This is a genomic window from Rhodococcus sp. JS3073, from assembly GCF_026810085.1.
Taxonomy (GTDB): domain Bacteria; phylum Actinomycetota; class Actinomycetes; order Mycobacteriales; family Mycobacteriaceae; genus Rhodococcus_F; species Rhodococcus_F wratislaviensis.
The window spans coordinates 7307006-7323367 of sequence record NZ_CP113951.1 but is presented as its reverse complement, the minus strand read 5'-3'; the positions used below and the strand labels follow the sequence as shown (position 1 = coordinate 7323367).

Genomic DNA, 16362 nt, shown 5'->3' with positions numbered 1-16362 from the left:
TTCTACTGAGCCGGCGTGCCGGCCGTTCTTCCGAAGGCTCCCCGGTGATGGCCGGATCGTCGCCGCGAAACTCGGTTACTGAATTACTCGCTGAATGCAGTCTAGCCGCCACCGGCGTGCGGCAGCTCAGTCGCCCTCGTCGGATCCGGGCGTCGTGTCCGCGTCCCGTGCGGGACCACGTTCACCGGGGACACCGCTCGCGGGTTGCCCGGGCACGGCCGCCGCCTTCTTGCCCGCGAGGGCGCTGACGAGCAGCAGGACCGCTCCGGCGACGCACACTACGATGCATCCCCAGGCCCACACGACCGAACCGGTCATGAGAGCCACCACAAGGAGAGCGAACCCCACCGCTGCAAGAGCGAGTGTCACGACCAGCACGGCTCAACCTCTATCCGGGCCGCTGGCTGGGCAACTACCGCGCGCTCAGTCAGCTATTGCCCTTGGCGTAGGACTGGCTGTAATTGGACTGCGATCCACCCTGCGCGAACGAATCCTGACCGCCGTCCACCGGAACCGCGGATCCCCGCTGCTCCAGCTCTTCGAGCTGCGACTCCAGGTACGACTTCAGGCGCACCCGGTACTCGCGCTCGAACGTCTTGAGCTGCTCTATACGGCCCTCCAGCACGGAACGCTGCTGGTTGATCGTCGCCATGATCTCGGTGTGCTTCTTCTCCGCGTCCGCCTGCAGCGCGTCGGCCTTCTCCTTGGCCTGGCGCAGCTGGGTCTCGGAACGGGTCTGAGCGTCGGTGATCAGTGCTTCCGACTTCTGGCGGGCGTCCGCGATCATCGTCTCGGAACGGGTCCGCGCATCGCTGACCAGCTGCTCCGAGTTGGTGCGCGCGTTGCCGAGCAGCTGCTCGGACTCCGTCTTCGCGTCACTCGTGAGGCGGTCCGCCATCTCCTGGGCGAGACCCAGAACCTTGGCGGCCTGCATGTGAGCGTCGGCGCCCTGCGCGGGGGCTGCCGCAGCAGCAGCGGCGGGAGCCGGTGCCGGCGCGGGAGCCTTGGGCTGCTCGACGACGCGAGCCGGCTCCGCCTTGGGAGCGGGAGTCTGTGCCGCGGACGCAGGGCGTGGAGCCTTCTTCGCATCGGCGAGCTCCTTGTCGAGCTCCCCTACTCGCTGCCGAAGGTCGGCGTTCTCCTCGATCAGGCGCGACAACTCTTGCTCGACGAGGTCGAGAAACGCATCGACTTCGTCTTCGTTGTAGCCCCGCTTACCGATCGGTGGCTTGCTGAACGCGACATTGTGCACATCAGCGGGAGTCAGCGGCATGGAAGGATCCCTTCACGCGTCATTTGGCGGTCTAGCAAGCATTCAGTTACAGCGCAGTCTACGTAACGGTGAAACAAGACTGGATCAATGGGGTCCATTCTGTCACACCAGACCCGTAGCACGCGCTTGTCCCTGAACGATCGACATCAGGATGAAGACGATGAACAGCAAGACCATGATGGATAGATCCAACCGCACCCCACCGAGATTGATCGGGGGGATCAACCGCCGTAGCAGTTTGACCGGTGGATCGGTGACCGTAAAAATCGCCTCGAGAATGACGACCACGACGCCGGTTGGCCGCCAGTCTCGTGCGAAGGTCCGTACGAACTCGACAATGATTCTGCCGATGAGTAGCAGCCAAAAGACAAACAGTATCAAGTAGATCACCGAGAACAAGGCCACACCTTCACTCTGCCTGAGAATGTCCGGCCGATCAAAACGAGCCGCGTGGCCAGGGCTTTCTCCGCCACAGCCGCCGCGGCCCGCGTCGTTTCGGACGTTCGGATCCCGATGGTCGTTTCCCCCGCTCCCCGGTTTACTTCTGGCTGTAGAAGCCGGTTTCCGCGATGCGGCGACGCTCCTCGGCGGACACGTCGATGTCTGCGGGTGAGAGCAAGAACACCTTCGTGGCCACCTTGTCGAAGGACCCGCGCAGCGCGAATGCCAACCCGGCAGCGAAATCGACGAGGCGCTTGGCGTCGGCGTTGCTCATCTCGACGAGGTCCATGATGACGGGAGTGCCGTCACGGAACCGCTCGCCGATCGTGCGGGCCTCCCCGTAGTCGCGGGGGCGCAGCGTGGTGATCTTGGACAGCGGGCCGCCCTCGTCGAAGAGGGGTCCGCGACGACTCTCCACCCGCTCGGACCGCGTGTCGACGGCCAGCGCGCCGCGGGTGCTGCCGCGCACCGCACCGCTCGCGCTGGGACGGGCCGACCGGACGGCCACGGGTTCCACCCGGGACGAGTGCCGGGGGCCGTCGTACCGGTCGAAGTCGTCGTCGAGGTCGTCCCGGCGGCCGGGAGCGTAGGCAGCCTTACTGAAGGCCGGTTCGGCGAAGTCACGGTCGTCGCGGTCGAGGTAGGGATCACGTCCACTGTCGCGGGCCGGTCGAGCGGGCCTGCGGGCAGGTTCCGGCTCGTCCAGGTACTCGTCCTCGTAGTCGTCGAGGGGAACCATGCCGAAGTAAGCCTTGAACTTGTGCAGACTGCTCATTGATCGACCTTCCTTGGCGCGGCGGACAGGATCCAACTGCGACCGGTCGCAGCGGTGTGGACGGGTTGGCGATCACCTGGGCGATCTATTTCGAGGTTATAGGCCTCGAACCCAACAGCGCGGTTCCGACACGCACGCACGTCGACCCGTGTCGGACAGCGTGCTCGAGATCATTCGTCATGCCCGCCGAGAGTTCCGTCGCATCAGGATGGTCGCGCCTCAGCCGCGCGTGTATCTTCTCCAGTTCCTCGAACGCCGCATCCGGGTCGGCATCGATCGGCGGAACCGCCATCAGCCCACGGTATTCGAGTCCCGGCGACGACTGCACCTGCGCGGCAAGATGTTCGAGGTCGGCGATCGCGGCACCGCCGCGCTGCGGATCGCCGTCCAGACTGACCTGCAGCAGCACCCGCAGCGGCTCGGGCCGCTCCCCCGCCTCGAGTGCCGTGGTCGCCGAGCGACCGAGGGCGCCGACGAGGCGTTCGCTGTCCACCGAGTGGATGGCATACGCCCAGTGCGCGACGGCCTTCGCCTTGTTGCGCTGGAGGTGTCCGATCATGTGCCACCGCACCGACGGATCCGTCACCGCGGTCCGGAACTCCGCGATCTTGGCCGTGGCCTCCTGCTCCCGTGACTCCCCGAACTCGCGGCACCCGAGGTCGTACAGGATCCGCGCGTCGGATTCGGGGAAGAACTTGGTGACGGGCAGCAGCGACACTTCCGCGGGGTCGCGGCCGGCGTCCCGGCACGCCGCGTCGAGCCGTGCGCGCACGGCGCCGAGCGCAGTCTCGATCTCCCCGACCCTGCTCATCGTTTCCACTCCCACACCGAATCCCTCGCCGCCACCGGCGGCACTCGTCACACGCTGTCTTGCCCAGTATCCATCCAGATCACCGCCGCGAGCCGACCGGTCGGGGCCTGCCTGCGATGACTGAACAGTGTCTGGTCCTCGATGGTGCAGCGCGGATCCTCCACCACTCCCGCGACACCCGCGTCGAGCAGCTGCTTCCGCAGGCCGGCCCGCAGGTCCAGGCCGGGGGTGCCCTTGACGGTGCGGGTGGCGCTGCCGGGAAGGAACTTCTCGACGTCCGCCTGCATCGCCGCGGGGACCTCGTACTGTCGGCCGCTCGCCGCCGGACCCAGGAACGCGCCGATCCGGTCGAGCCGCGCCCCCTGCTCGACCATGACGTCGAGCACCCGCGGGACGATGCCGATGCGGGCACCGATCCGGCCGGCGTGGACGGCGGCGATCACCCCGGCCTCGTCGTCGGACAGCAGCACCGGGACGCAGTCGGCGCTGAGGGTCGCGAGCGCGAGCCCCGGCACCGTCGTCACCAGCGCGTCCGTGGCGGGCACCGGCGCGTCGGTGGGCCCGTCGACCACGGTCACGGTGCGACTGTGAATCTGCTCCATCCAGACCAGATGGTCGAAGGCCACGCCGATGTTGTCTGCCAGTCGACGCCGGTTGGCCTCCACCGCGGCCGGATCGTCGCCGACGTGATCACCGAGGTTGAACGTGTCGTACGGTGCGACGGAGTGCCCTCCGGCACGGGTGGTGACGACCCGGCGAACCCTGAAATCGGGGGCGGACGGTGAGCTCAACGACGCATGAAGGAGGGCACGTCGACTTCGTCTTCACCCTCCTCGTCGGACACCGGCACCGCGCGGGACTGACCGTTTCCCGGCAGTGGCGGGAGACTGCTCGGGCTCTGGTGGGAGCTGATCGTCTCTCGGGTCACCGACATCGGCTCGCTGTGCTGCTGCTCGGCCGACTGTCCTACCTCGCCTGCCCGCCCGGCTCCGATGGCGCTGCGACCGGCAGCGCCCGACTCGACCGGCCGGCGGGCGGGGGCGCCGCCGTCGAACCCGGCGGCGATGACGGTGACCCGCACCTCGTCGCCGAGCGAATCGTCGATGACGGTGCCGAAGATGATGTTGGCGTCGATGTGGGCGGCTTCCTGCACCAGCGACGCCGCCTCGTTGATCTCGAACAGGCCGAGGTCGCTGCCACCGGCGATCGAGAGCAGCACGCCGCGCGCACCCTCCATCGACGCCTCGAGCAGCGGAGAGTTGATCGCCGATTCCGCGGCCTTGATGGCCCGGCCCTCGCCGCGCGAGGATCCGATGCCCATCAGCGCGCTACCCGCGCCGGACATGACGCCCTTGACGTCGGCGAAGTCGACGTTGATCAATCCGGGGGTGGTGATGAGGTCGGTGATGCCCTGGACACCGTTGAGCAGGACCTCGTCGGCACTGCGGAACGCGTCCATGAGGCTTACGGCGGCGTCGCCGAGCTGCAGGAGGCGGTCGTTCGGGATCACGATGAGGGTGTCGCACGATTCGCGCAGCGACTGGATACCGGTGTCGGCCTGGCCGCCGCGGCGCTTGCCCTCGAAGGAGAAGGGGCGGGTGACGACACCGACGGTGAGGGCTCCGAGCTTGCGCGCGATACTCGCGACGACCGGTGCGCCACCCGTACCCGTGCCGCCGCCCTCGCCTGCGGTCACGAACACCATGTCGGCGCCCTTGAGGACTTCCTCGATCTCGTCCTTGTGGTCTTCTGCGGCCTTGCGGCCGACTTCGGGATCCGCGCCGGCGCCGAGCCCGCGGGTGAGTTCCCGGCCGACGTCGAGCTTGACGTCGGCGTCACTCATCAGCAGCGCTTGCGCGTCGGTGTTGACGGCAATGAACTCGACTCCCTTGAGTCCCTGCTCGATCATCCGGTTGACTGCGTTCACGCCGCCGCCGCCGATGCCGACGACCTTTATTACGGCGAGGTAGTTGTGCGGGGGCGTCATCGGCTCTCGCCTTCCATGAGTGTGTATCACGCTTTCGTACAGATCGGTCCAGCCTGAACCCTCAACCTCAACCATAGGGTTACGGTTATGTCAAGTGCTGCTCGACTAGAGCGAAACGCTATGCACCGGCACAGGGATACGCCATTAGGCGCGCCGAGACGCGCCGAGTTATTTGACGAACTCGCCCGCAACTCTTTCGCATCCGGGTCACCACCCGTCACCGCACCGTCGGCAGGTCGGGACTCGACACGTCGTAGGTCTGCCCGGGCTGGGTGAGCAGCGGCAGGGTGACCGCAGCCTTGCGCTCGGACTTCTCCGTACCGCCCCACACCACGATCCGCCCGTCGAGCAGTGTCACCGAGATATCCGAAATCGACTTCGCCGCAACCTGTCCCACCTGACCGCGCAGCTGCGGCGGCATCGACTCCAGCACCTCGATCGCCGCCTCCGTCGACGGGTCGCCCCACCCCGGCGACTCCGTCACCAGACGCGGCACACCGGGCGGCGGCGGTGCGATCTCGTAGTCCACGGCCTCCGCGTCGAGGAGATGGGTACCGCCGGGGCTGTCGACGAACACGACGGGCACCCGCTCGGTTACCGTCACCCGGATGGTGGACGGGTACACCCGCTGGACGCGCGCGGACGCCACCTTCGGGATCGCGGCGACCCGCTGAGCGGCACCCTCCGTGTCGACACGCAGCAACGGCTGCCCCTGCGGCACCGCCAGCACCTGGCGAATCTGCTCCCCGGAAATCGACGTCGCCCCCGCGACGTCCGTCTCCCGCACCGACAGCAGCGGCGTGAACCAGGCGACGAGACCGAGGGCCACGACCACGACGACGCCGACGACGCCCATCACCGACGGCCGCCGGTACCACGGCCGCCGCGGCGTCTCCACCGCGGCGGACTTCCGTGCCGCCGAAGCCGATTCGCGGGTGCGCCGGGTTCCGGGGTCGGTGACCGTCGAGGTGCGCCGGCGCGAGGACGTCCGATCGCTCGCCGCCGCGCGGGCACCGGCCGCACCCCCGGGCCGCGGACTGCGCTGGACGTCGCGGCGGACAGGGCGGTCCGGCCGCTCGGACCGGCCCCGACGCTCCCGCGTCATCGCGACGGGTGGTGGTGCGGAGCCGCACGCAGAGCGTCGAGGATCTGGTTGCCGAGCATCGTCACGTCACCGGCACCCATGGTGATCACCACGTCCCCGGGGGACGCGAGCGCCGCGACCTGCCGCGGCGCCTGCGACAGGTCCGGCTGGTAGTGCACCGGCTTCGACACCGACAGCGCGACCAGGGCGCCGCTGACGCCGGGGAGCGGTTCTTCCCGCGCGCCGTACACGTCGAGGACCACGACCTCGTCGGCGAGGTCGAGCGCGTGCCCGAACTCTTCCGCGAATGTTGCTGTCCGGGAATACAGGTGGGGCTGGAACACCACGATGACCTTGCCGCTGCGCACCGAATCCTCCGATTCGCGGCGGTCGGCCTCGTGGGGCTGGCGCACCAGATCGGCGGCGGCGCCGAGCACGGCACGCACCTCCGTCGGATGATGCGCGTAGTCGTCGAACACGCGGACCCCGTGCTCGCGGCCGGTGAACTGGAACCGGCGGTGCACTCCCCTGAATCCGGCGATGCCTTCGAGGATCTCGTCCACGTCGGCGCCCGCCTCCCGGGCCGCGAGGAGAGCGGCCAGCGCGTTGAGGGCCATGTGCCTGCCGGGCACACCCATCCGGACCGTCCTCGGCGACTGCTCGCCTGCCAGCTGGAACTGCAGGACTCCGCCGACGTCCCTGGCCTCGAAGCTCAGCAGTCGCGCGCCGACCTCGACGCCGTCGACGGGAGCGAAGGCCCCGTCGGCGTACTCGGCGCTGCCGTATCCCAGCACCCGCACACCGGGCAGTCCCCGCGCCGCCACCCGCTGCGCGAGCGCCGCGGACCCCGGATCGTCGAGACAGGCGACGAGCAGACCACCGGGCGACAGACGTGCCGCGAAATCGTCGAACACCTGGATGTACGCCTCGGTGCTGCCGAAGTAGTCGAGGTGGTCGGCTTCGACGTTGGTGACGACGACGACGTCCGGTTCGTACTGGAGCAGCGAACCGTCACTCTCGTCGGCCTCCGCGACGAACACGTCGCCGCTGCCGTGGTGGGCGTTGGTTCCGGCCTCGTTGAGTTCGCCGCCGACCGCGAACGACGGATCGAAACCGCAGTGCTGCAGCGCCACCACCAGCATCGACGTGGTCGACGTCTTGCCGTGGGTGCCCGACACCAGCAGGGTGCGGTGCCCCTGCATCAGCGAGGCCAGCACCGCGGGTCGCAGGATCACGGGAATCCCGCGCCGGGCCGCTTCCACGAGTTCCGGGTTGTCCTTGGGGATCGCGGCGTGGGTGGTGACCACGACGGTCGGGCCGCCGGGGAGGAGGTCGAGTGCGCCGGCGTCGTGGCCGATGCGGACGTGCGCGCCGCGGGCACGCAGCGCGAGGACGCCGCGGCTCTCCTTGGCGTCCGATCCGGACACCTGCCCTCCCCTGGCCAGCAGGATCCGCGCGATTCCGGACATTCCGGCGCCGCCGATCCCGACCATGTGGACACGTTCCAACTCCGCGGGCAGGTCGGTCATCGGGTTCCCCTTGTCAGCGCGGCCACGTCGAGCACGATGCGCGCAACCTCGGTGGCTGCGCTACGGTGACCCGCGCCGGCCGCACGTCGCCCCATCTCCTCGAGCTGTGCGGGGTCGCGCAGCAGCGTTATCACGGTCTCCGCGACGAATCCGGCGGACAGGTCTCCGTCGGCGACAATCATTCCACCTCCGGCGGCGACCACCGGTCGCGCGTTCAGTTCCTGCTCCCCGTTGCCGTGCGGCAGCGGCACGTACACCGCGGGAAGTCCCACCGCCGACACCTCCGCCACCGTCATCGCACCCGACCGGCAGATCACCGCGTCCGCGGCCGAGTAGGCGAGATCCATCCGCGACAGGTAGGGAACGGCCAGGTACGGCGGGCCGCCCGGTGTCGCGGGAACGTCGAGGCTGTTCTTCGGTCCGTGCGCGTGCAGAACGGCCACACCGGCCGCGGCGAGCGACTCCGCCGCGCCCGACACGGCCTCGTTGAGCGACCGCGCGCCCTGCGAACCGCCGAAGACGAGCAGCACGGGACCGTCGGCGGGAAGGCCGAAGTGTGCGCGTGCCTCCGCCCGCAGGGCGGCCCGGTCGAGACCGGTGATCGATGCCCGGACCGGGATCCCGAGGATCTCCGCGTCCGAGCGGCCGCGCGCGGAGACTCCGGAACCGGCGACCGCGGCCAGGACCCGGGCGGCGCGTCGGGCACCGATCTTGTTCGCGATCCCGGCGCTGGCGTTCGCCTCGTGCACCACGATCGGTATGCGGCGCCTGCGGCGGAGCAGTCCGCGGCCGGCCGCCAGATATGCGGGCAGCGCGACGTACCCGCCGAATCCGACGACGACGTCGGCGCCGGTCGCGTCGAGCACCTCGCGGGTGCGGCGCACCGACGCGCGCACCCGGCCCGGAAGCCGCAGCAGGTCGAGGGTGGGTTTACGGGGCAGCGGCACCGGCGGAATGAGCTCGAGCGGGTAGCCCCGCTCAGGAACCAGGGTGGTTTCGAGGCCGCGCGCCGTGCCGAGAGCGGTCACCACCGCGGTGTCGTCGATCGCCTTGATCGCATCGGCCACTGCCAGAGCCGGTTCGATGTGCCCGGCGGTACCACCACCGGCCACGATCACCGACAGGGTGGACTTGTCGCCGTTCACCTACGAAATCCTCGCTCTCCTGCTCGGCCACCCGAGCTTCGCTGTTGACGTGCACCCCGTTCGGGGGTGCGGCCCTTGCCGCGTTCGGGGCGGCCCTTCTCGTATGTGATGCTGCGGGTCCGCGGGGCCATCTCGCGGCCGGCCCGCCGGCGGGCTTCGGCTCGGCGCACCGCCTCGGCGCGCGCCGCGTCGGCCCGCACCGGCGAATACGCCTCCGGCTTGCGGAGCCGCAGGAGACGACCGAACGGGCCGTCCTGCCCGGAGTGCAGCGCCGCGACCGCCTCCGGTTCGTGCCGCGCCGCGTTGGCGACGAGGCCGAACATGAACAGTGTGGTGGCCGTCGACGTTCCACCGGCCGACACCAGCGGCAACTGCAGACCGGTGACGGGCAGCAACCCGATCACGTATCCGACGTTGATGAACGCCTGTCCGGTGATCCACACCGTCGCCGTTCCGGTGAGCAGGCGCAGGAACGGGTCGGCGGATCGGGCCGCGATGCGCAGGCCCGTGTACACGAACAGACCGAACAGGCCGAGGACGGCGGCGCCGCCGAGATATCCGAGCTCTTCGCCGATGATGGCGAAGATGAAGTCGTTGTGGGCGTTCGGCAGGTAGCTCCACTTCGCGCGGCTCTGCCCCAGCCCGCGTCCGAGGATCCCGCCGTCCGCGAGCGAATACATCGCCTGCCGCGACTGGTACCCGATGCCCTGCGGGTCGGAACCGGGATTGAGGAACTCGCGCACGCGAGCGGAACGGTAGCCGGCGGTGAGCGCGAGGATCACGATCCCGCCGAAACCGGTGCCGACGATGGCGATGAACAGCTTCAGCGGCAGGCCCGCGAACCACAGCAGCGCCATCAGGATGATCGCCAGCGACACCGTCGTACCGAGGTCGGGCTGCAGGATGATCAGGACGAACGCGACGAGCGCGGCCGGCACCAGCGGAACGAGCATGTCCCGGACACTGGAGATGTCGCTGCGCCGCGACGCCAGGATGTGCGCACCCCACACGGCCAGCGCGATCTTGGTGAGCTCGGCGGGCTGCAACGAGAATCCGGCGACGACGAACCAGCCGCGGGTGCCCTGGGACACCGTGCCGATCCCGGGTATGAGGACCAGGACCAACAGGATGATCGTGACCGCGAAGGCCGGGAACGACAGGGCGCGCATCACCCGGACCGGGATCTGCAGCGCCGCGTAGAACAGGCCGAGTCCGAGAGCCGCGAACAGCGCCTGCCGGGTGAAGAGGGTGTACGCCGAACCGTCGGAGGCGTAGGCCTCGACGCTCGAGGACGACAGCACCATCACCAGGCCGAGGACCGTCAGCAGAAATGCGATCGTGACCACGAGGTGGAACGACGCCAGAGGCCGCGACAGCCAGGCCCCGATCCGGGTGCGTGGGCCGCGCGGAGGTGCCGTGCGCGTGCGGGGACTCGACGGTGCACGCTTCGCCACCCCGGGGCCGGCCGCCGCGCGGGCCGGGGACCGCTGTCCCTCGGGGACGCGGCGGGTGCGGGCTCCGGCGGAGGTCATCGCAGCGTCCTGGAGATGTCCGACTCGTCGAGCCCGCCGACGGCGTCCGCGAAGCTGCGCCCCCGGTGACCGTAACTGTCGAACATGTCGAGCGAGGCCGCCGCGGGCGCCAGGACCACGGAATCCCCTGCCGTTGCCAGCGCAGCCGCTTCGCGCACGACGACACCCATCACGGCGTCGCTGTCGGTGTCCGCCGGCAGCACCACCCGGTGCGTCGCGGTCTGCGGGACTGCACTCACACCTGCATCGTCTCCCGTTTCGACAGTGACCACGGGAACCTCGGGGGCGTGTCGCGCAAGGGACTCTGCGATCTGCATCGCATCGCGGCCCAGCAGGACGGCGCCGGCGAGACGACCGGCCACCTCCCGAACGAGGTCGTCCACCCGCGCACCCTTCAGCAGACCACCGGCGATCCACACCACCCGCTCGTGGGCGAGGATCGACGGGCGAGCAGCATGCGGGTTGGTGGCCTTGGAGTCGTCGACGAACGTCACCCCCCCGACCTCGGCGACGTGTGCCGCACGGTGCGGGCCCACGACGTGGGCGGCCAGGCCCGCGGCGACGGCGTCCGGCGGAACTCCGATCGCCCGGGCCAAAGCTGCCGCGGCCAGGGCATCCATCAGTCCGGCAGGCCCGGGCGGGGTGATCCCCGCGGCCGGGGCCAGCCGCTCACGATCCGCGAACGCGCGGTCGACGAGATACCCGTCCTCGACACCCAGTTCGCCCGGCGCAGGCACACCCAGCCGGAAACCCAGGGTCCGGACGGCGAGGGACGAGGAGAAGAGAGAGGACGCGACCTCGTCGTCGAGGCCCAGTACCGCGACCTCACCGGTCAGGGCGCGGGCCTTCGCATCGATGTACGGCTGCATCCCGCCGTGCCAGTCCAGATGATCTTCGGCGATGTTGAGGATCGCGCCTGCAGTCGGCCGGACCGACGGCGCCCAGTGCAGCTGGAACGACGAGAGTTCGACAGCCAGCACCTCCGCCCGGGGTTCGGTCCGCCGCAGGGCGTCGAGTACCGGCAACCCGATGTTGCCGCAGGCCAGACTCGGCAACTCGGCCGCCTCGAGGACGGACTGCAGCATGGAGGTCGTCGTGGTCTTGCCGTTGGTGCCGGTGACCACCAGCCACCGCCGGGGCGGGCCGTAGAGCCCGGCCCGGTCCACGTGCCAGGAGAACTCGATGTCGCCCCAGATCGGCACCCCGTCCCCGGCGGCGAGCGAGAGCAGCGGCGCGTCCGGGCGGAACCCCGGGCTCGTCACGACCAGCGCGAACTCGGCGACCCGGTCCCGCTCGGCGAGCAGATCGTCGATCGGGACGGTCGCGGCGCCGAGCCGCGCGCACTCGGCGAGAGCGTCGACGTTCGCGTCGGTGACGGTGACGAGCGCACCGAGGTCACGAAGAGGTTCGATGGTGGCCCGGCCGGAGACACCCGCACCGGCGACGAGGACGCTGCGACCCCGCAACCAGTCGAGCCCGCCGTGTTCCTCTGCCACGTCGTCAGCCCCCGATCGCTGCCAGGTACTCGCTGTAGAACAGCGCGAGCCCGATCGCGGAGGCGATGGCGGCCAGCAACCAGAACCGGATGATCACCGTGGTTTCCGCCCACCCGGCGAGTTCGAAGTGGTGGTGGAACGGAGCCATCCGGAACACCCGTCTTCGGCTCGACCGGAACACCGCGACCTGAATCACCACCGATGCCGCCTCGGCGACGAACAGCGCGCCGATCACGACCATCAGCAGTTCGGTGCGCGTCGTGATCGACAGTCCGGCGAGCATGCCGCCGAGTGCCAGCGAACCGGTGTCGCCCATGAAGATCTTGGCGGGCGCCGCGTTCCACCACAGGAACCCGATGCACGCACCGGCACCGGCCGCGCAGATCAGGGCCAGGTCGAGCGGATCGCGGACGTCGTAGCAGCCCTTGCCGGGGCTCGTCTCGCACGCGTTGCGGTACTGCCAGAACGTGATGATCACGTACGCGCCCAGCACCAGGCTCATGGAACCGGCAGCGAGACCGTCGAGTCCGTCGGTGAGATTGACCGCGTTCGACCACGCGCTCACCAGCAGATAGCAGAACGCGACGAACACGACGGAGCCCATCGTGACCGTGGCGATGTCACGCACGTACGACAGGTGCTCACTGCCGGGGGTGAGGTCGTTCGCGCCCCGGAACTGCAGCGCGAGAATGCCGAACGCCACTGCCGCGATGAGCTGTCCGACGAGCTTCGCGGTCTTGTTCAGACCGAGGTTGCGCTGCTTGCGGATCTTGATGAAGTCGTCGAGGAACCCGACCCCGCCGAGCGCCGTCGTGAGACCGAGAACCAGCAGTCCCGAAGCCGACGGCCCGTCCGCGTTGTAGCCGATGCCGATCAGGTGCGAACCCCAGTAGCCGGCCCACAGTCCGGCGAGGATGGCGACGCCACCCATTGTCGGGGTGCCGCGCTTCGACTGGTGGCTCGCCGGACCTTCGACACGGATCTCCTGGCCGAACCCCTGACGGGAGAAGGCCTTGATGAGAACGGGGGTCAGCAGAATCGAGACGGCGAGCGCGATGCCCGCCGCGAAGAGGATCTGTCTCACCGCGTAGCCTCCGAACCCTTCTGTCCCGTGCTTCCCGCCAACACCGTGTCCGCAACCTCCCACAATCCGATGGACTGCGACGCCTTGACCAGCACCAGGTCACCCGGCGCCAGTTCCGCTTCGAGCAATGCGACCGCACCGGCGATGTCGGGGACGAGGATCGACTCCTCACCCCACGAACCTTCCATGACCGCACCCTGGTGCATGGCGCGGGCGGGCCTGCCGGTTCCGACGATGATCAGCCTGCTCACGTCCAGCCGGACCGCGAATCTGCCGATGGCGTCGTGTTCGACCACTGATTCTGGACCCAGCTCGGCCATTTCTCCGAGCACCGCCCAACTCCGGCGCGCCGCCCCCCGGCCCGTCCTGGCCATCGACACCAGCGCCTTCAGAGCCGCCCGCATCGAGTCGGGGTTCGCGTTGTACGAATCGTTGACGACGGTCACACCGTCCGGCCGGTCGCGGACGTCCATCCGGCGCGCCGAGACCGCGGCGGCACCGGAGAGAGCCTGCGCGATCTGCTCGAGGTCCGCCCCGCATTCGAGCGCCACCGCCGCCGCGGCGAGCGCGTTGCCGACCTGGTGCTCGCCGTGTACGGCGAGCTCGACGGCGACACTGCCCGCCGGCGCCGTGAGAGTGAAACGCGCCCTTGCCTTCTCGTCGAGCACGATGTCGGTGGCCCGCACGTGCGCGGACTCCGACCGACCGACGAGGACCACCCGGGCCGACGTGCGCGGGGCCATGGCCGCCACCAGCGGATCGTCTGCGTTGAGGATCGCGACGCCACCCTCGTCCGCCGGGGGCAGCGACTCCGCGAGCTCACCCTTGGCGACGGCGATCGCCTCACGCGAACCGAATTCGCCGAGGTGCGCCGTTCCCACGTTGAGGACGACCCCGATCTTCGGGGGCGCAATGTTCGCGAGGGAGGCGATGTGGCCGCGGTCGCGGGCCGACATCTCCAGAACCAGGAATCCCGTGTCCGCGTCCGCGCGGAGCGCGGTCCACGGGTGGCCCAGTTCGTTGTTGAACGATCCGGGCGGCGCGACGACGGGGCCGAGGGGGCGCAGGACGGCGGCGAGCAGATCCTTCGTCGACGTCTTCCCCGCCGATCCGGTGACGCCGACGACGGTGAGCCCCTTCGCGGTGAGGTCGTCGACGGAGGCGCGCGCGAGCTTCGCGAGGGCCGCGAGCACGGCGGCGCCCGATCCGTCGGTGTCGTGCTCGAGTGCCATCGCCTTGCTCGGGATGTCGCTCGGTGTCGGGGTGACGACGACGGCGGGGACGCCGACCGGGCGCGCCGCCAGGACCGCGACCGCGCCGGCCTCGACTGCCGAGGCCGCGTGATCGTGGCCGTCGACGCGGGCGCCGGGCAGTGCCAGGAACAGTCCCCCGGCGGTGACCTTCCGCGAGTCGAACTCGACCGTTCCCGTCACCTCGGCCGACGGGTCGGTGACGTCGTGCAGTTCGCCACCCACGATCTCGGCGATGCGAGCGAGTGTCATCGGAATCATCGCGCTCCTCCGACCTGTCGCTCGATCGCGTCGCCCAGTACGTCGCGGTCGTCAAATGGGTACTTCACCCCGTGTATCTCCTGACCGATCTCGTGTCCCTTGCCTGCGACCAGAACCACGTCGCCTGCCTGCGCCCAGCCGACGGCGTCGGCGATCGCCTTCGCTCGGTCCGCTACTTCCCACACCTGTCCCCGCTCGGATTCGGGCACCCCGAGAGCGCCCTCGCGGACCGCGGCCCTGATCTTCGCCGGATCCTCGGTGCGGGGGTTGTCGTCCGTGATGATCAGCAGGTCGGCTCCGCGGGCTGCCGCGGCGCCCATCAGTGGCCGCTTTCCTGCGTCGCGATCGCCGCCCGCACCCACGACGACGGCGACGCGACCGCGTACCTGCTCGCGCAGCGTCGCGATCACGGCCTCGACCGCTGCGGGCTTGTGCGCGTAGTCGACGACGGCGAGGAAATCCTGCCCCCGGTCGATCCGCTGCACCCGGCCCGGCACGTCGACCCCGGCGATGCCCCTGGCGGCGTCGCGCGGATCGACACCCAGCGCCGCGCACAGCGCGACGGCGAGGGACGCGTTGGCGACGTTGTACTGCCCCGGCAGACGGAGCTCCACGTCGAGCGTCGTGCCCTCGGCCGTGGTGAGCGCGAAGGTCTGCGAGCCCGAAGGCGACACCGTCGCCGGGCCTGCCGTCCACACCGCGCCCTCGCTCTCCGGCGTGGTGGCGACGGTCGTCACCATCGAGTGCGCGCCGCGGGCGACGTCGGCCATCCGCTGCCCCCACACGTCGTCGACGCAGATGACGGCGTGCTGGGCGTGGACGGACGAATCGGCCGCGAAGAGCCGTGCCTTGGCGGCGAAATAGTCCTCGAAGTCGCGGTGGAAGTCCAGGTGGTCCTGGGAGAGGTTCGTGAACGCGCCCACATCGAAGCGGACCCCGTCGACACGGCCGAGCGACAGCGCGTGGCTGGACACCTCCATGACGACGGTGTCGATCCCCTGCTCGAGCATCACGGCGAACAGGGCGTGGAGCTGCGGCGCCTCGGGGGTCGTCAGCGCGCTCGGCACCCGGCGGCCACTCATCCGGGTCTCGATGGTGCCCACGAGACCCGTCGTCCGCCCCGCGGCGGTGAGGGCGGCTTCGACGAGATACGAGGTCGTGGTCTTCCCCGACGTCCCGGTGATGCCGATGACCTGCATCTTCTCCGAGGGTCGACCATAGATGGTGGCCGACAGCTCACCGAGGACGCCGCGGGGGTCGTCGTGGACGAGCACCGGCATGTCGGAGCCCAGCGCGGATACCAGCGCGAATCCGGCCTCGTCGGTGAGGATCGCGGTCGCGCCGCGTGCGAGAGCGTCGGCGGCGAATGCCGCGCCGTGCGCGCGGGCCCCGGGGAGGGCCGCGAACAGATCGCCCTCGATGATCCCCTGGGCGCGGAGATCCACCCCGGTGACGATCACGTGCTCGGCGGTTCCGGTGGGTGCCTCGACCCTCGCTCCGGCGAGCGCTGCCAGAGCGCTCACCGTGGTACGGACCGGCTGGGCGGGGCGAAGGCTGTCTGTGACCTTCACCTCCACTGACGCCGACTGCGGGCGGGACGGAACAGGCACCGGGCTCCTCTCGGATGTCGACTCTCACTGACAACGGCATAGTGCACGGATCGATACAGCGTGCTACCTCGGCAGTTCCGTACG

General features: G+C 69.7%; 15 protein-coding genes. All 15 read right to left on the bottom strand.

Features of this window, described 5'->3' with window-relative positions; all coding sequences use genetic code 11:
* Positions 1-126 precede the first annotated feature (126 nt).
* The 15 genes from OYT95_RS33440 to OYT95_RS33370 all read right to left on the bottom strand — a co-directional run bounded on the left by OYT95_RS33440 (position 127) and on the right by OYT95_RS33370 (position 16278).
* Positions 127-378, bottom strand: coding sequence for a membrane protein (locus tag OYT95_RS33440; protein WP_037226653.1), 252 nt, complete (start codon positions 376-378; stop codon positions 127-129).
* Positions 379-427: 49 nt separating this feature from the next.
* Positions 428-1273: a DivIVA-like cell division protein Wag31 gene (gene wag31, locus OYT95_RS33435; protein ID WP_005247608.1), complete on the bottom strand. Its 846-nt coding sequence runs from the start codon at positions 1271-1273 to the stop codon at positions 428-430.
* A 102-nt stretch (positions 1274-1375) separates the two neighbouring features.
* Positions 1376-1678: a YggT family protein gene (locus OYT95_RS33430; RefSeq protein WP_005247609.1), complete on the bottom strand. Its 303-nt coding sequence runs from the start codon at positions 1676-1678 to the stop codon at positions 1376-1378.
* Positions 1679-1811: 133 nt separating this feature from the next.
* Positions 1812-2489 (bottom strand): cell division protein SepF, encoded by a 678-nt coding sequence (locus OYT95_RS33425; protein ID WP_005574458.1) that lies wholly within the window; start codon positions 2487-2489, stop codon positions 1812-1814.
* An 85-nt stretch (positions 2490-2574) separates the two neighbouring features.
* Positions 2575-3300 carry a YggS family pyridoxal phosphate-dependent enzyme gene (locus OYT95_RS33420; RefSeq protein WP_037226698.1) on the bottom strand — a complete coding sequence of 242 codons (726 nt, stop codon included), beginning with the start codon at positions 3298-3300 and terminating at the stop codon, positions 2575-2577.
* Between the two features lie 47 nt (positions 3301-3347).
* Positions 3348-4091 (bottom strand): peptidoglycan editing factor PgeF, encoded by a 744-nt coding sequence (gene pgeF / locus OYT95_RS33415; RefSeq protein ID WP_268790141.1) that lies wholly within the window; start codon positions 4089-4091, stop codon positions 3348-3350.
* Positions 4088-5287: a cell division protein FtsZ gene (gene ftsZ, locus OYT95_RS33410; RefSeq protein ID WP_037226649.1), complete on the bottom strand. Its 1200-nt coding sequence runs from the start codon at positions 5285-5287 to the stop codon at positions 4088-4090. The genes pgeF and ftsZ overlap by 4 nt, the downstream gene beginning before the upstream one ends.
* Positions 5288-5504: 217 nt before the next feature.
* Positions 5505-6392, bottom strand: coding sequence for a cell division protein FtsQ/DivIB (locus tag OYT95_RS33405; RefSeq protein WP_255221326.1), 888 nt, complete (start codon positions 6390-6392; stop codon positions 5505-5507).
* Positions 6389-7900 (bottom strand): UDP-N-acetylmuramate--L-alanine ligase, encoded by a 1512-nt coding sequence (murC, locus tag OYT95_RS33400; protein ID WP_268790140.1) that lies wholly within the window; start codon positions 7898-7900, stop codon positions 6389-6391. The genes OYT95_RS33405 and murC overlap by 4 nt, the downstream gene beginning before the upstream one ends.
* Positions 7897-9045 carry an undecaprenyldiphospho-muramoylpentapeptide beta-N-acetylglucosaminyltransferase gene (gene murG / locus OYT95_RS33395; RefSeq protein ID WP_268790139.1) on the bottom strand — a complete coding sequence of 383 codons (1149 nt, stop codon included), beginning with the start codon at positions 9043-9045 and terminating at the stop codon, positions 7897-7899. The genes murC and murG overlap by 4 nt, the downstream gene beginning before the upstream one ends.
* Positions 9042-10577, bottom strand: a complete 1536-nt coding sequence (gene ftsW / locus OYT95_RS33390; RefSeq protein ID WP_037226646.1) for a putative lipid II flippase FtsW — start codon at positions 10575-10577, stop codon at positions 9042-9044. Before ftsW ends, murG begins: the two co-directional genes overlap by 4 nt.
* Positions 10574-12073 (bottom strand): UDP-N-acetylmuramoyl-L-alanine--D-glutamate ligase, encoded by a 1500-nt coding sequence (gene murD, locus OYT95_RS33385; RefSeq protein ID WP_037226645.1) that lies wholly within the window; start codon positions 12071-12073, stop codon positions 10574-10576. The genes ftsW and murD overlap by 4 nt, the downstream gene beginning before the upstream one ends.
* A gap of 4 nt (positions 12074-12077) precedes the next feature.
* Complete coding sequence (gene mraY / locus OYT95_RS33380) at positions 12078-13157, bottom strand: phospho-N-acetylmuramoyl-pentapeptide-transferase (RefSeq protein ID WP_005247625.1); 1080 nt, start codon at positions 13155-13157, stop codon at positions 12078-12080.
* Positions 13154-14668, bottom strand: a complete 1515-nt coding sequence (locus OYT95_RS33375) for a UDP-N-acetylmuramoyl-tripeptide--D-alanyl-D-alanine ligase (protein ID WP_268790138.1) — start codon at positions 14666-14668, stop codon at positions 13154-13156. The genes mraY and OYT95_RS33375 overlap by 4 nt, the downstream gene beginning before the upstream one ends.
* Positions 14665-16278, bottom strand: a complete 1614-nt coding sequence (locus OYT95_RS33370; RefSeq protein WP_037226643.1) for a UDP-N-acetylmuramoyl-L-alanyl-D-glutamate--2,6-diaminopimelate ligase — start codon at positions 16276-16278, stop codon at positions 14665-14667. Before OYT95_RS33370 ends, OYT95_RS33375 begins: the two co-directional genes overlap by 4 nt.
* Positions 16279-16362 lie beyond the last annotated feature (84 nt).

Bases quoted from the DNA above. Each gene is read 5' to 3' on its own strand.
- wag31 (WP_005247608.1), bottom strand. From the start codon at position 1,273: ATGCCGCTGACTCCCGCTGATGTGCACAATGTCGCGTTCAGCAAGCCA.
- OYT95_RS33425 (WP_005574458.1), bottom strand. From the start codon at position 2,489: ATGAGCAGTCTGCACAAGTTCAAGGCTTACTTCGGCATGGTTCCCCTC.
- OYT95_RS33420 (WP_037226698.1), bottom strand. From the start codon at position 3,300: ATGAGCAGGGTCGGGGAGATCGAGACTGCGCTCGGCGCCGTGCGCGCA.
- ftsZ (WP_037226649.1), bottom strand. From the start codon at position 5,287: ATGACGCCCCCGCACAACTACCTCGCCGTAATAAAGGTCGTCGGCATC.
- OYT95_RS33405 (WP_255221326.1), bottom strand. From the start codon at position 6,392: ATGACGCGGGAGCGTCGGGGCCGGTCCGAGCGGCCGGACCGCCCTGTC.
- murC (WP_268790140.1), bottom strand. From the start codon at position 7,900: ATGACCGACCTGCCCGCGGAGTTGGAACGTGTCCACATGGTCGGGATC.
- ftsW (WP_037226646.1), bottom strand. From the start codon at position 10,577: ATGACCTCCGCCGGAGCCCGCACCCGCCGCGTCCCCGAGGGACAGCGG.
- OYT95_RS33375 (WP_268790138.1), bottom strand. From the start codon at position 14,668: ATGATTCCGATGACACTCGCTCGCATCGCCGAGATCGTGGGTGGCGAA.